This is a genomic window from Azospirillaceae bacterium (genome assembly GCA_028283825.1).
Lineage (GTDB): Bacteria > Pseudomonadota > Alphaproteobacteria > Azospirillales > Azospirillaceae > Nitrospirillum.
The window spans coordinates 612,710-627,801 of the sequence record JAPWJW010000005.1 but is presented as its reverse complement, the minus strand read 5'-3'; the positions used below and the strand labels follow the sequence as shown (position 1 = coordinate 627,801).

General features: G+C 67.3%; 12 protein-coding genes. 6 read left to right on the top strand and 6 right to left on the bottom strand.

From position 1 onward, the window contains the following. Positions 1-10: 10 nt before the first annotated feature. From PW843_29250 to PW843_29225, 6 genes are all read right to left on the bottom strand, one after another. Positions 11-1,534 (bottom strand): peptidase S10, encoded by a 1,524-nt coding sequence (locus tag PW843_29250; protein MDE1150657.1) that lies wholly within the window; start codon positions 1,532-1,534, stop codon positions 11-13. Between the two features lie 27 nt (positions 1,535-1,561). Further along, the gene (locus tag PW843_29245; GenBank protein ID MDE1150656.1) at positions 1,562-3,697 is read right to left on the bottom strand and encodes an amidohydrolase family protein; all 2,136 of its coding nucleotides are present in this window, start codon (positions 3,695-3,697) and stop codon (positions 1,562-1,564) included. A gap of 189 nt (positions 3,698-3,886) precedes the next feature. After that, on the bottom strand, positions 3,887-5,791 hold the full coding sequence (locus PW843_29240) for a prolyl oligopeptidase family serine peptidase (GenBank protein MDE1150655.1): 1,905 nt from the start codon (positions 5,789-5,791) through the stop codon (positions 3,887-3,889). A gap of 7 nt (positions 5,792-5,798) precedes the next feature. Beyond that, a complete protein-coding gene (locus PW843_29235) occupies positions 5,799-7,286 on the bottom strand; it encodes a hypothetical protein (GenBank protein ID MDE1150654.1) in 1,488 nt (495 codons plus the stop codon). Positions 7,287-7,321: 35 nt separating this feature from the next. Beyond that, positions 7,322-7,804 carry a RidA family protein gene (locus PW843_29230; protein ID MDE1150653.1) on the bottom strand — a complete coding sequence of 161 codons (483 nt, stop codon included), beginning with the start codon at positions 7,802-7,804 and terminating at the stop codon, positions 7,322-7,324. A 137-nt stretch (positions 7,805-7,941) separates the two neighbouring features. Next, complete coding sequence (locus PW843_29225) at positions 7,942-9,192, bottom strand: aminotransferase class V-fold PLP-dependent enzyme (protein ID MDE1150652.1); 1,251 nt, start codon at positions 9,190-9,192, stop codon at positions 7,942-7,944. A 369-nt stretch (positions 9,193-9,561) separates the two neighbouring features. Between PW843_29225 and PW843_29220 the strand changes: the two genes are divergently transcribed. The 6 genes from PW843_29220 (at position 9,562) to PW843_29195 (ending at position 15,008) form a co-directional block, all read left to right on the top strand. Further along, on the top strand, positions 9,562-10,788 hold the full coding sequence (locus tag PW843_29220; GenBank protein ID MDE1150651.1) for an ornithine cyclodeaminase family protein: 1,227 nt from the start codon (positions 9,562-9,564) through the stop codon (positions 10,786-10,788). A gap of 28 nt (positions 10,789-10,816) precedes the next feature. Further along, the gene (locus PW843_29215) at positions 10,817-11,503 is read left to right on the top strand and encodes an ornithine cyclodeaminase family protein (protein ID MDE1150650.1); all 687 of its coding nucleotides are present in this window, start codon (positions 10,817-10,819) and stop codon (positions 11,501-11,503) included. Continuing rightward, positions 11,500-11,991 (top strand): Lrp/AsnC family transcriptional regulator, encoded by a 492-nt coding sequence (locus PW843_29210; protein MDE1150649.1) that lies wholly within the window; start codon positions 11,500-11,502, stop codon positions 11,989-11,991. The genes PW843_29215 and PW843_29210 overlap by 4 nt, the downstream gene beginning before the upstream one ends. A gap of 141 nt (positions 11,992-12,132) precedes the next feature. Continuing rightward, complete coding sequence (locus PW843_29205; GenBank protein MDE1150648.1) at positions 12,133-13,839, top strand: hypothetical protein; 1,707 nt, start codon at positions 12,133-12,135, stop codon at positions 13,837-13,839. Between the two features lie 115 nt (positions 13,840-13,954). Next, the gene (locus tag PW843_29200) at positions 13,955-14,440 is read left to right on the top strand and encodes an Lrp/AsnC family transcriptional regulator (protein MDE1150647.1); all 486 of its coding nucleotides are present in this window, start codon (positions 13,955-13,957) and stop codon (positions 14,438-14,440) included. A gap of 85 nt (positions 14,441-14,525) precedes the next feature. Next, entirely contained in the window at positions 14,526-15,008 is a 483-nt protein-coding gene (locus tag PW843_29195) for an Lrp/AsnC family transcriptional regulator (GenBank protein ID MDE1150646.1), read from the top strand. Positions 15,009-15,092: the final 84 nt, after the last annotated feature.

Here is a 15,092-nt window from a genome sequence, read left to right as displayed (position 1 = left end):
TACCGTGCTCTCACTTGTCGGCTGTCACGAAGGCGCGCACGTCGCGGGCCAAGGCGGTGCGGGCCTCATCCCCCAGATAGGCCATGTGGCCTGAGGGGTAGAGATGGGTGACCACCCGATCCTGGGGAACACCGGCGTGCGACAGGGTGTAGGCGGCGTTGCCCAACGTGGTCACCAGGTCATAGTAACCCGCACCCACCATCACCCGCAGGCGCGGATTGCGACGCATGGCGGTGGCCAGGTCCAGGGCGTAGTTGCCGGCGGCCCCGGCGCCGGGGCCCCGGCCGTAATCCCAACGGCCATTGACCTGCCGGAAGGAAATGGCCTCGTAATTCGTCGGCGGCGTCACGCCCAGATCGTGGCGGATGTAGGTATCGAAGGCGCCGACGAAACCCGGCACGTACTGGCCCATGGCCGGGTCATCGGCCACCGGGTCCCTGCCGCTGGCCGCCAGCGGCAGGGTGTAGCGGGCATCATAAGCGCCAAGTTCCTGGCCCTCACCGGCCAGCAGCTCACGGGCGAAAACGGTGGTGCCAATGCGCAGGTCATGCGCGCGGATGACATCGGCCGACAGGCCGGTCAGGGCCGACAGCCTGGCCGTCACCGCCTCACGTTCCGCCGCCGGCAGGGTGTTGCCGGCGAACAGCGCCTTCACATACTCATCTCCGGCGAAGGCCTGGGCAGCTGCCACCTGCCCTGCCAGCGTGCAGCCGGCGGCGACCTTGTGGTGATAACAGGCGGTGGCCGCCAGGGTGGGCAGCGCCGTCAGGTAGGCGGCATCGTCCCCACCGCTGCCGGCCATGTCCATGGACTGGCCCAGCAGCATGATGCCGTTCAGGGTCATGCCGTCCATGGTGCCGGTGGACATCGGCCCGCCGGCCAGCAACCGCGCCACCACCGCGGCACGGATGGTGCCGTAGCTTTCCGACATCAGGTACTTGGGCGCGTTCCAGCGGTCGTTCTCCCGCACCCAGCGTTCGATCACGCTCACCGTCATCTGCGCGTCGGCGGCGGTGCCGTAGAACTCCTCCGGCTTGCCGTCGGGCAGGATGCGGCTGTAGCCGGTGCCGGGCGGGTCGATCAGCACGATATCGGCCACGTCCAGCGGGCTGTCCGGATTATCGACCATGCGGAAGGGCGGCGTCGTTTCCGGATGCACCGGGTCGGTGAAGTCCACCCGCTTCGGTCCCACAAAGCCCATGTGCAGCCAGAGGGAGGCGGAGCCGGGACCGCCGTTGAAGACGAACACCACCGGCCGCACCGTACCCTTGGGCACATCCGTGCGGACATAGCTGGTGGTGTAGACGCTGGCTGTGCGCTGCCCGGCGGGGTTGGTCAGGAAGGTCTCCGCCACCATCGCCTTGTAGCGCACCTTCTGCCCGTTGAAGGTGCCGGTGTGTTCACTGCTGAACACATGGGGGGCCGCAACCGTTGCCGGTGCTTCCGCCCGCGACGGCCCGGCGATTGCCAGCCCAGCCGCAAGCACCACCGCCAGCGTAGTGCTCTTCAACAACGTCTTCTTCAGCATGCCCATCTTCGCCCCCCTGCTCCCGGTTTTGGCTTAGTCGCCCAGGCCGTCGTCGTCACCGCCACCGAACATGGCCGGCACGCCGACGGTATCGCCGGGCCCGGTCACGCCCTTGGCCGGCAGGGTCACGGGCGGGGCATCGGTGAACGGCTTGATGCTCAGGGACTGGTAGATTTCGGTGGGGTAGTAGATGAAGCCGCCCTTCATGACGAAGCGCGCCTTCTTGATGGCCCGGATGTCCTTGGTCGGGTCACCAGCGATCAGGAACAGGTCGGCCAGCTTGCCGCGCTCGATCGTGCCCACGTCCGGGTGGCCCATGTATTCCTCGGGCGACAGGGTGCCCAGGCGCAGGGCCTCCGCCGGGCTGATACCGGCCAGGGTGTACAGCTCCAGCTCACGCTGCACGGTGAAGCCGGTGGTGTCGTCAGTGCCCGGCAACAGGCGGATGCCCTTGTCGTGCAGCAGCTTCAGGGTCTCCAGCACCTTGGAGAAGGCGGTGCGGTAGGCCTCGTCATCGCCCGGCTGCTTCAGCGGCACGAAGGTACGCTTGCGGTAACGCTGATAGCCGATGGGCATGTTGTCGAGGTAGTCGACATCGCCCGGCGGCGTGACACCGGCCCGGCTCAGCATCAGGCGTTCCAGGATGACGGCGGTGGGATCATGGGCGATATGGCCGTCCACCATCATCTTCACGGTCTTCTGCACCCGGTCGGAATTCAGGTCCAGGGTGGCGGCGCGGGCCATGGCCGTCAGGCGCAGCGGCGTGCGGGTATCCTCACCCGGGTTCAGCACCCAACCCAGCATCAGCTGGTTGACGTGCGTGATCTCGCTGTAGCCGTCCTCGATGCAGCGGTCCGGCGTGTCGAAGGCCGGCACATGGCCGGTCACATTCATGCCGCGCTTGTGCGCCTCATCCGCGATGGGGCGCACCCAGTCCGGGTTCATGGAGTTGTAGATCTTGATCTGGAAATAGCCGCGGTCGGCGTACCAGTCGACGGCCTTGATGGCGTCCGGCACCGTTTCGGGGATGATGCCCAGGCGCGCCGAATAGGGGCTGCGGCCTTCCATGAAGCCGTTGGGCGTGATGCGCGGCCCCGCCAGTTCGCCGGACTGGATGCGGGGCATCAAATCCTGCAGGAAGGCGTTGTCGTTGCCCATGTCGCGCGTCTCGGTGACGCCGGCGGCCAGGTAGAACAGGCCGCTGTCCAACGTGGTGTGGGAATGCATGTCGTGCAGGCCCGGCACCAGGGTGCCGCCCTGCCCGTCCACGATCACCTGGTCATCCGGCGTGGCGGTGTCCTGGTCGGACGGCATCACGGCGGTGACACGGTCGCGCATGACGATGACGGTGGACAGGGCGCCCAGCGTGCCGGTGCGCGGATCGAAGACGTGGACGTTGCGGATGCGCACCGGCTGGTCATAGCGGTGGGCCAGCGCCGCCTGCCGTTCGCGCGCCAGCTTGCGCGCCGCTTCCGCCCCCAGCGCCTGGATGGCCGGCACGTCCTTCTCATACCCCTGGCGGACGGTCAGCGCGTGATGGCCGAAGGTGGCGAACAAACGGTTGGACTTGTCCAGCAGGGCGTAGTCCGGCTCCAGGTTCACGCCTTCGATCCGGTACAGGGTCAGGGGCACGGCGGCCGAGCCCTGGCCCAGGGTAGTGGTGCTGACCTTCACCAGCTTCATGGCACCGCCGGGCAGCAGGGCCATGGTGTTGCCCGGCGCCTTCAGCAGCGCGCGGGCATAGACGCCCACGGCCCAGGGGCTGTCGTCGTTGACCACGTACAGCGGCGCCTTGGCGGCGGGCACCGCACCCTTGTCCGCCTGGCTGGACCAGGTGGCCTGACCGCCATCCCACTTGAAATTCTCGCTGATGCTGGCGCCCATCAGGGAGGTGCCGGCCACGGTCCAGCTGACCGGAATGTCGCCGGCGCCGATGGTCAGGGTCTCATGGTGCTTCGGGCCGCGGCCGTTGTCGTCGACGTAATAGTCGACGTTCACCGTCTTGCCGTCCGTGACACCGGTGACGGTGCCGATGCTTTCACCGTTCTGGATGATGGACAGCTTGTCGGTGGTCCCGGCCGCCAGCGCCCCGGCGCTCCACAGCAAAAGGGTGCCCGCGATCAGCGGGGCCTTCGCCGCGATGCGGCTGGGGGAAACGCGCTTTTTCATGCCCGTAGCTCCTGCTTATTCTCGAAAGCCGGCCCCGGTGGAAGGGGCGGCCCTTATCCCTGCGTCTGGGAAAGGCTATAGCCGTATGGCGGAATAGTTTATGCCGATGCACCCGGAAATGGCCCATCACCGCATAAACTATGCCCCTGCAAACCTGATCGCGGCATAAGCGCACCGCGACAGGGCACCTCAGCCGCCGCCGATATGGCTCTGGAACCAGGCGATGGTGCGCCGGTTCAGATCCTCGATGTTTTCCGGCTTGTGCAGCACGTGCCCTTCGTCGGCATAGATGACAAAGCTGGTGTCCACGCCGAAGGTGCGCAGCGCGTGCCAGAACTCCCGCGTCTGCATGATGGGCGTCTCGATGTCCCGTTCGCCGACATAGAAGAAGGCCGGCGTCTTCACGTTGCGAGCATAACGGATGGGCGACAGCCGGTCGTAGATTTCCGGGTCGTCGTAGGCGGACTTGCCGAAGAACGGGATCATCCAGCGGTCGATGCCGTTCTGGCCGTAATAGGAATACCAGTCCGACAGCCCGGCACCGATGGCGGCCGCCTTGAAGCGCTGGGTCTGGGTGATGGTCCACATGCCCATGAAACCGCCGTAGCTGCGGCCGTACAGCAGCAGCTTGCCGTCATCAATGGGCGCCTGGGCCTCCACCACGTCGATGCCGGCCAGGGTGTCGCGCAGATCGCCGCCACCGAAGTCACGGATGTTGGCGCGGGTGAACGCCTCCCCCTGGCCATAGCTGCCGCGCGGATTGGGTTCGAACACGGCGTAGCCGGCATTGGCGAAGGCCGCCATCTGGTCACCCCAGACGAAACGCGGGGTGTTGGCCGCCGATGGGCCGCCGTGGATGTTGACCACCATCGGGCGCTTGGCGGCAGCGGGGGCCAGCGGACTGATCAGCCAACCCTGGATGTCCAGCCCCTCGTTCCGCCAGCTGATGCTGATGGCGGTCACCAGGGGCGCCAGGGCGTCGTTGTCGTGGGTGACGGCGGCCAGCTTTCCCAGGCGACCGTATTCGACGCGCGGCCCGAAATCGAAGCCCTCCGCCACCCAGGCGGCGTGCGTGCCGGCCCGGTCCAGCGCCAGCCGGCCGTCGCCGGCAGACCGGCTGGCGGCCCCTGTCGCCAGGTCGGTGACGGCACCTTGGGCGGGATCGATGACGGCGCTGCCCGTGCCGCCCCCGACAGTGACGCCGGCGATCAGCTTGGCCCCCCGCCAGGCGATGGAATTGACCGTGCCCTTGAAGTCGGGCGTCACGTCGCGGGGGCCGCCGCCGGCCAGGGGCACGGTGTAGACATCGCCGCCGAAGGCGCCGAAATCGCTCATCAGCCCGCCGATGAAGGCGACCGTGCGGCCATCGGGGGAGACACGGGGAAAGGCGATCTGGGTATCGGGGGCGGCGATGACACGGGCGCTGCCATCCCGGCCGAAGGCGCGCAGGCTGGCGATCCACCAGTTGTTGTCGCCATTGCCCTCCGCCGCCGTGGCCACGAAGCCCTGGCCGTCGGGCGTCCAATCGTACTCATACACATAGGTTTTCGCCGGCGAGACCAGGGTGACGGCGCCGGTGGCCAGGGTGACGATGGCGATGCGCTGGACGTCGTCGCCCTCCCCCTGCTCCCCCACCTGGCGGGCACCGGCGCGGCTGGCGCCAGCTTCCTTCCTGGCGTTCTCCGTCACCAGCAGCGCAACCTCGCGGCCGTCGGGCGACCAGTGCGGCGTGCCGGCCAGGCCTTGGATGGCCGCGACCGGACGGGCGGCACCGTCCTGGGCCACATACAGCGTCGCCGTGCCCTCGGCACTGCCGATGAAGGCCAGGCGGCCATCGTCCGGTGCCCAAACGGGGTCGGCATAGCGGCAGGCGGCGCAGGGATCGTACTTCAGCCGCACGACGCCATCGGTGCCGCGCACCACCACGGCGCCATGGCCGGCACCACCCGCCCCCTCAGCCCGGTCGGCCTCCACCGATACCAGGCTGCGCCCGTCGCCGGACAGGCCGAGGTCGCTGAACTGGTGCAGGGACGCGGCGTTGGCGGCCAGCGGCGATGCAATAGAAATCAGGGCGATAGCCGCCGTCTTTAACATGCCGACCTCAGTGCCCGACCAAGAACCCATGCATCATCTCCTGCATCCGCACCTGACCCGCATCGCCTTCGAAGGGGCTGTGGCCGGCATCGAAGGCGGCGGTGGTCACGCGGTCAAGGGGAATGCCGGCCCGGTCGATGGCGTAGCGGGCGGCCAGCAGGGGTACCGCCATGTCGTAATAGCCGCCGACCAGCAGCAGGCGGGTGCGGGCTTGCGCCTTCATCACCGGGGCGATGTTGGGGGCGGCGTTGACGTAGAACTGCCCCTCCCGCTTGTCCGAAAGGTAGGAGAAGGCGAAGTTCACATCCAGGGTCAGGCTGACATAGTCGCGGTCCACCGGCACGTTCAGCTCATGCTTGAAATAGTCGGTGGCGACGGCGGAGGTGATGATGTTGCTGCGCCCCAGGCCCAATGAGGGGTCCTTGGCGGCGGCCGGGCGGTCGGCCGGCGCATCCTTGGGCACCGGGGCGGTGACGCGGCTGTCCAGCCGGCCCACCACCACGCCCTGGTCGGCCAGCAGCTTTTCCAGGAAGGCTTGTGAGCCGATGCGCAGGTTGGCGTCGGCGATGGTCTTGGCCGGCAGGCCGATCAGGTCGGACAGGCGTGCCGCCACGGTATCCCGTTCCGCCGCCGGCAAGGCGCCGCCCTTCAGCAGCGCCAGGGCGTAGGGGCCCTGGGCATACTCGGCCGCCACCTGGAAGGCCTGTTCCGGCGTCTGCGCCTCGATATGGCTACGGCCGTGCTTCCATGCCGTCACCGCCATGGTCGGCAGGTCGAAGATATGCGGCAGGTCGTTGCCCGGGTTCTCCGCCGTGGCGGAGAAGTCCAGCGCGGGGGAAATCAGGATCAGACCGGCGATGGGCAGATCGCCCGTGAACTTCATCATGGTGGCCAGGCGGAAGCCGCCGTAGCTTTCGCCGGCGATGTAGACGGGCGAACCGGCGCGGCCGTTGTCGCGCAGCCAGTCGCGGATCAGGCCCAGCACCGCCTGGGCGTCGCCATCGGGGTTCCAATAGGGATGGCCGTCACCGCCGGGCAGCACGCGGCTGAAGCCCGTGCCCACCGGATCGATGAACACCAGGTCGGCGTCCCCCAGCAGGCTGTGCGGGTTGTCGGCCAGGGTGCGGTTGCCGTCCGCCCCCTTCACGATGCTGCGCGGCCCGAAGGCGCCGAAATGCAAAGGCGAGGATGAGGCGCCGGGGCCGCCGTTGAAGACGAACAGCACCGGCCGCGTCTTCACCACCGGGCTGGCCACATAGGCCGTGGCCGACAGGGTGGCCAGCGGCTTGGCCTGGGCGTCCTTCAGTTCCTTCTCGGCGAAGGTGGCGGTGTAGCGCACCACCTTGCCGGCCAGGGTGATGCTGTGCGGCGTGCTGACCGGCCCCAGGATGGGACCCGCGATCTCCGGCACCGGCACACCCTGCGCCAACGCCACGACCGGCGAGGCCGTCACCAGCAGGCCCAGAACCAGGCCCCGCACCGTCTTTCCCATCATGCCCGCCCCCATTTCCCGTATTTGATTTTGGTTTTTTACTTGGTAGGCGCGTAGGCCCAGCATTCGACCTCGACGCTGGAGCCCAGCGGCAGGCCGCTCACGGCCATGGCGCTGCGGGCCGGCAGGCGGTCGGGCTTGAAATAGCCGACATAGACCTGGTTGAACGCCGCCCACTGGCCCATGTCGGTCAGCATGACGGTGCATTTGAACACCGCGTCCATGCCACTGCCCACCCGGCCCAGGGCCTCCGCCACATGGTCCAGCGCGGCCTTGGCCTGTGCCGCCATGCCGTCCAGCGGCTTGCCGTCCGGGTTCACGCCCAACTGGCCGGAGACGTAGAGGATGTTGTCGACCCGCACGACCTGCGAGTACGGCACCTTGGTGGTGTCGGGCCGGTAGTACTGCACCGCCGGCACCGGCGTGCCGCCCTCACCCGCCCCTGCCGGAACGGCGGTCAAGGCCCAAGCCGGGGCGGCCGCGAACACGGCGCCGGCCAACGCGAGGAACGCGGTGCGCATGGAAATCCCCAATCCAGATTCATTGGCCCCCGGGGAAACGGGGCCGGCGCGTCCGCGACCGGCCCCATCCACCAGGGTGCTTTGATAAGAGAGAACCCAACTGCCTTAAGATTTTGTTTTGGTACGCGTAAAAACCGTCAGGCGTGGCCGATGGCGGCCAGCAGACGGTCGATATCGGTGTGATCGTTGAACACCGATGGGGTGACGCGGAAGCGGTTGCCGCTTACCGTCATCTTGATCTTGGCCGCCGCCAGCTTCGGGTTCAGCTTGTCCCGCGCGTTCTCGTACACGCAGGTCACCAGGGGCGTGGTCGTCTCCGGCGGCGTCATCAGGGTGTAGCCCAGCTTGGGCAGTTCGCGCTTCAACCGGCCAATCAGATCCTGGGCATGCGCCTGGATGGCCGGCACGCCGACACCCAGGATGTAGTCCAGTGAGTGGCCCAGCAGCGCGATGACCGTGTGGGCGTGGGTGCCGTGGGCGAAGGTGCCCTCCGCCGTGTCGGCGAAGGCGTAGTCGGCGATCGCCTCACCCGGCGGATCCAGCGGGTAGACGTGCGGCTTGAACGCGCTCATCCCGTAATAGCCGTATTCGGTGCGGGTCAGGCGGGCGCGGGCTTCCTTGGTGGCGTAGATGAAACCCAGGCCGAATTCGCCCATCAGCCATTTGTAGCTGGCGCAGGCGGCGAAATCGACGCCGCTGCCCTTCAGATCCACCGGCACGCAGCCGGCGGCGTGGATGATATCGGCATAGACCAGGGCGCCGTTGGCGTGCGCCAGGTCGCACACCGCCTTCAGATCATGCTCGAACCCGTTGATGGTGGAGACCAGCGACAGGGCCACCAGCTTGGTGTCCCTGCGGATGGCCTGCTTCATGTCCTCCATCCGGATGCGGCCGTCCTTGGGCTCGATCCAGGTGACCTCCACGCCCCGGCGCTGCATCTCCTCATACAGCGGGAGGGAGCCGAAGAAATGCAGGGTGTCGGTGACGATGTGGCCGCCGGATTGCGGCAGGCCCAGGCCGCGCAGCACCATCTGCTCCCCCGCCGTCGTGCTCTGCACATAGGCGATGTCGTCGGCGTCGGCGTTCACCAGGCGGGCGAACTTCTCGCGCACGCCATCTTCGGGCAGCTCATAATGGGCCTCGGCCGGGTCCAGCAGGCGCTTGGTCAGGTAGGTGTCGATCGCCGCCTTGCCACCCAGGCTGATGGGATGCTGGGATCCGTTGTCCAGATAGACCAGGTCAGTCGGGAAATAGGCGGCCTTGTCCGGGAACTTCGTCGGCAGGGCGGACGGCGCCTTGGCGGCGGCGGCGGCCGTCTGCGCGGCGGCGGACACCGCACCGGCCATGGAAAGGCTGCCGGCAGCCAACATCACGTCCCTGCGCGTCATTCTCATGCCTGTCACTCAAAGCTATCGTGGCAAAACGGGCGCCCGGCCCTGGAGCGCATTCCCTGACTGATCGCCATGGTAGCGAAAGCCCCGGGGGTATTTTTCGCTAAGTTCGGCCCATTCATCACCGCTCCCGCAAATTTTATCCCCGTCCCCGGAAACGACCGCATGGAAATTGCGAAGGGTGGGATATGGCGGTCCATCTCACCGGCTTTGACGCATTTGCCGCATAGTTTGCGCCGGCGCAAACGGATAGGCGGAAATTTTTCCCGGCTTTTGACCTTTCGCGCGTTGTTTTTCGCAAAGAAAAACCCTGCCCCCGATCTTAAGATCCATCATCAAGCAATGGGCCATTTGGGGACATGGGATATGGGTGCGGTGCCTGGCGACATGGTCATCTTCGATGCGGACGCGGTGCGCGGCGCGCTGGGCTATGGCGACGCCATCCCCGTGGTGCGCGATGCCATGGTGGCGCTGTCGACCGGCCGTGTGCGCCAGCAACTGCGCAGCTTCATCAGCATCGGCGCGGGGCGCACCTTCGCCATCATGCCGGCGGCCTTCGTCGGTGGTGAGGCGCCAGCCCCCTTTGGCGGCCCGTTCGGCGCCAAGCTGGTCAGCGTCTATAATGACGGCCACGGCCGCAAGGCGCACGAGGGCCTGGTGGTGCTGTTCGACGGCACCAGCGGCCGGCCGGTCTGCCTGGCCGATGCGGCGGAAGTGACCGCCATCCGCACCGCCGCCGCCAGCGCCGTCGCCACCGACGCCCTGGCCCGCAAGGACGCCGACAGCCTGGCCCTGCTGGGCATCGGCCGCCAGGCGCTGGCCCACGCCCAGGCCATCCGGATGGTGCGCCCCCTCACCCGCATCACCGTGTGGGGCCGCGACCTGGCCAAGGCCCAGGCCTTCGCCCAAGAGTTGGCAGCCGCCACCGGCATCCCCGTCACGGCGGCGCAGACGGCACGCGAAGCGGTGGCGAACGCCGCCATCGTCTGCACCGTCACCGGCGCCGCCGACCCCATCCTCAAGGGCACCTGGATCGCCCCCGGCACCCACGTCAACGCCGTGGGGTCCAGCGGGCCGGGCCAGGCGGAAATCGACACCGACCTGGTGGCAAGCAGCCGTTTCATCGTCGACCATCGTGAGCATGTGCTGGTCCACGGCGGGGAGTTCCTGCGCGCCAAGGCGGCCGGCGCCATCGGTGACGACCACATCGCCGCCGAGATCGGCGCCGTGCTGGCGGGCACCGCACCCGGCCGCCAGTCCGACGATCAGGTCACGGTCTACAAATCGCTGGGCCACGCGGTGCAGGATCTGGCCGCCGCCGCCTGGCTGCACGCCCACGCCCCCCACCCGACCGCGCCATCCGGCCTGACAGTGGTGGACGGGCACGCGGTGGCGACCAAGCTGGACTACGATACCTGCATTGCCACCGTGCGCGACGCCATGGTGAAGCTGTCCAATGGCGAAACACAGCAACTGCCGCGCGCCGTCCTGCCGCTGGACAACGGCCATATGTTCGGTGTCATGCCCGGCGCGCTGAACGACGGGCCGTTCGGCGCCAAGCTGGTGGCCGTGTTCCCCGACAAATTTCGATAAGGGCCTGCCCTCGCACCAGGGCGTCATCGTGCTGTTCGACCGCGACAGCGGCCGGCCGGTGGGCGTGGTCGATGGCGGGGAGGTCACGGCCATCCGCACGGCGGCGGCCAGCGCCGTCGCCACCGACGCCCTGGCCCGGCCCGAGGCCGCCACCCTGGCCCTGCTGGGCTATGGCGAACAGGCGGCCACCCATGCCCGCGCCATCGCCCGCGTGCGGCGCCTCAGCCGCATTACCGTCTGGGGCCGGTCGCCTGAGCGCGCCGCCGCCTTCGCCCAGCGCCTGGGTGCCGAACTGGGCCTGCCCGTGCGCGCGGCCGCCAGCGCGCAGGAGGCGGTGGTGGACGCCGACATCGTCTGCACCGTCACCGCGGCGCGCGAGCCCATCCTGCACGGCGCTTGGGTCGCCCCCGGCGCCCACGTCAACGTGGTGGGCTCCAGCATCGCCGGCCCGGCGGAGGTGGATCACGACCTGGTGCTGCGGTCCCGCTTCATCGCCGATTGCCGCGAGCACGTGCTGCGCCAGGGGGCGGAGTTCCTGCGCGCCAAGGCCGCCGGCCTGGTGGACGACAGCCATGTGGTGGCGGAGATCGGCGAGGTGCTGGCCGGCCGCGTGCCCGGGCGACAGTCCCCGGAACAGGTCACCCTCTACAAGTCGCTGGGCCACGTGGTGCAGGACTTGGCCAGCGCCTGGCCCCTGCTGGATCCGGAAGCATGAAGGCGGCGGCCGTGGAACTGGACGCCATCGACATGAAGATCCTGACCATCATGCAGCGCGACAGTTCGCTGACGACGGCGGAACTGGCGGAAAAGGTCGGCATATCCCAGTCGCCCTGCTGGCGCCGCGTCCAGCGCCTGCATGATGAGGGTTTCATCAAAAGCCAGGTGGTGCTGGTCGACCGCGAAAAGCTGGGCTTCCAGATGCACATCTTCGCCCAGGTGAAGATCGCGCGGCTGTCGGAGGAGGAGCGCAACACCTTCTTCCAGGGCATCCAGAACATCCCCGAGGTGCTGGAATGCTACACCGTGTTCGGTGAGATGGACGCCCTGCTGAAGATCGTGGCGCCGGACGTGAAGTGGTACCAGGAATTCGTCTTCAACAGCCTGATGAAGCTGCCGGGGGTGGAGGACATCCGCTCCATCGTCACCCTGGCGGAGGCCAAGAACACCACCGCCATCCCGATGAAGCCGCGCAAGTTCCAGTAATCCGCGCATAGGCTATGCCGGGCGGGCCGCAATCCCTTGCGGAAACGGGAAAATAATTTTCGCCCATGCCGGTCATGATGATGGTGCGCGGGGGCGCCAACGGCACGACCAAAAGCTCGACTGAACGGGATGGGATAGATCATGAAAAAACTGACCGCCGGCCTGCTGGCCACGACAACGCTGCTTGGCCTGGCATTCGGCGCCCGTGCGGCCGATGGTCCGCCACCGGCCCTGGATTTGGTGCTGACGCCGCACGCGACCAACGGCACCGCCGACCGCATGGACGTGCAACTGCACCTCGCCGCCCCCGCCGTTGCCGCCGGCCAGGCGCTGCTGCGCATGCCCACCTACATCGTCTCCACCCCCACCGCCGGTTACGACGCCAGCGCCCTGGTGGCCCGGGACGACAAGGGGCCGCTGCCACTGACCGCCGTGGATGAGAAGCCCACGCCCACCGGCAATTATCGCGACTACAACGTCGATCGCCCGACGGTGGGCGATGTCATCGTGCGTTACGCGACACCGCCGCGCGCGGTGGACGTCAGCACCCGCAACGGCCCGCTGTTCGACCTGCGCCGCCAGGAGGGCGGCATGATGGGTGCCGGCGTCTATTTCCTGGCCCTGCCGCCGGGGGAGCAGCCCTATCGCATCAGCCTGAAATGGAACCTGGCCGATATGCCCCAGGGCAGCCGGGGCGTCTGGAGCCTGGGCGAAGGTGACCAGTCCACCGTCGGCCCGGCCGAAATGCTGGCCTTCTCCTTCTACGCCGCCGGCGCCATCAAGAGCGTGCCGGCAAGCAATGAGGGCGGCAATTTCGGCCTGTACTGGCTGAACCAGCCGCCGTTCGACGTGAACGAGCTGGCCGGCGGCATCCAGCGCCTGTACGGCTATATGGCGCATTTCTTCAAGGATGACGGCGCGCCCTACCGCGTCTTCATCCGCGCCAACCCCTACCCCGCCGGCGGTGGCACGGCGCTGGCCAAGTCCTTCATGTTCGGCTACGGCGTCGACGGCACCACGGTGGGCAACGACACCCAGATGTTGCTGGCGCATGAGATGACGCACAACTGGCCCCGGCTGGACGGCGACGAACATGCCGCCACCGCCTGGTACACGGAGGGCACGGCCGAGTATTACTCCGTCGTGCTGGCCCAGCGCAGCGGCGTCATCGACCTCGCCAAGTTCCAGCGCATCATCAACGAACACGCCACCAACTATTACACCAATCCCTTCGTGGCCCTGACCAACACCGCCGCCGGCGCCAAGTTCTGGAGCGACGCCCGCGCCCAGCGCGTGCCCTACGGCCGGGGTTTCGTCTACTTCGCCCGCCTGGATGCGGAGATCCGCGCCAAGTCGAATGGCAAGCGCAGCCTGGACGATCTGGTGCTGGAGGTGCAGGACCGCCAGCGCAAGGGTGAAAAGGTCGGCCTGGACGCGTGGGTGGACCTGGTGGTGCGCGAACTGGGCGCCGGCGCCAGGCAGGAGTATGAGGACATGGTGGCCGGCACGCTGATCCAGCCGGCGGCCAACAGCTTCGCCCCCTGCTTCCGCCCCGTGGCGGAGGCGGAACAGCCGCTGGATCTGGGCTTCGACGACATGAGCCTGGGCGTGGTCGCCGGCCTGCGGGCCGACAGCCCCGCGGCGGCGGCCGGCCTGAAGAACGGCGATGTCGTCCTGTCGCGCATCCCCACGCCGGACCTGGCCAAGGATCCGGCCAAGCGCCAGGAAATGTCGGTCAAGCGCGGCGACCAGACGCTGGCCATCAGCTACAGCCCGCGCCTGCCGGCGGTGACCAGCTGGCATTGGGAACGGGTGCCGGGCACGCCGGACAGCGCCTGCCATCTTTAAAATGTGAAGACGGAGAACCGTTGTCGACATCCCCGCCAAATGAGGTAGATTTATCCCCAGATGGGGCGAAAGACCCCATGCGTGATGCAGGGCAGTATGGGGAACCACATAGGCTATGCCGACAACGGAACTCGACGCCATCGACATGAAGATTCTGACCTTCATGCAGAAGGACGCCTCATTGACGACGGCGGAACTGGCGGAAAAGGTCGGAATATCGCAGTCCCCCTGCTGGCGCCGCATCCAGCGCCTGCAGGGTGAGGGCTACATCAAGGGCCAGGTCGTCATCGTCGACCGGGAGAAGCTGGGCTTCCCCATGCAGATCTTCGCCCAGGTGAAGATGGCCCGGCTGACGGATGAGGAGCGCGAGACCTTCCATCGCGGCATCCAGAACATCCCGGAAATCCTTGAATGCTATGCCGTCTTCGGGGAAATGGACGCCCTGCTGAAGGTCGTGGCGCCGGACGTGAAATGGTACCAGGAATTCATCTTCAACAGCCTGATGAAGCTGCCCGGCGTCCTGGACGTCCGGTCCATCATCACTCTGTCCGAAGCGAAAAGCACCACCGCCATCCCCTTGAAGCCGCGCAAGTTTCAGTGACGGCGCCGGCAGAAATGTCATAATTTCGGAAGGCGGGCACCGGTGCTGGGACCGGAAAATCCAATAACAGGGGGCGCTAAAGGGCATGCCGACGGAACTGGACGCCATCGACATGAAGATCCTGACGCTGATGCAGAAGGACGCGTCGCTGACCACGGCCGAGTTGGCGGAGAAGGTCGGCATATCGCAGTCGCCCTGCTGGCGCCGTATCCAGCGCCTGCATGACGAGGGCTACATCAAGGGCCAGGTCGTCATCGTGGACCGGGAGAAGCTGGGCTTCCCCATGCAGATCTTCGCCCAGGTGAAGATCGCGCGGCTATCGGATGAGGAACGTGAGACCTTCTTCCGGGGCATTCAGAACATCCCGGAAATCCTTGAATGCTATACGGTTTTCGGGGAGATGGACGCCCTGTTGAAGATCGTGGCGCCGGACGTGAAATGGTACCAGGAGTTCATCTTCAACAGCCTGATGAAGCTGCCCGGCGTCCAGGACATCCGCTCCATCGTCACCCTGTCGGAAGCCAAAAACACCACGGCCGTTCCGCTGAAACCGAGGAAATTCCAGTAGCACCAGCGGCGCGAGACGTCGGCTCATGCTGCCATAGGCTGCGACCGCAGCCGCCGGAGGTTTCTGGGGAGCCAGAGGCGGACT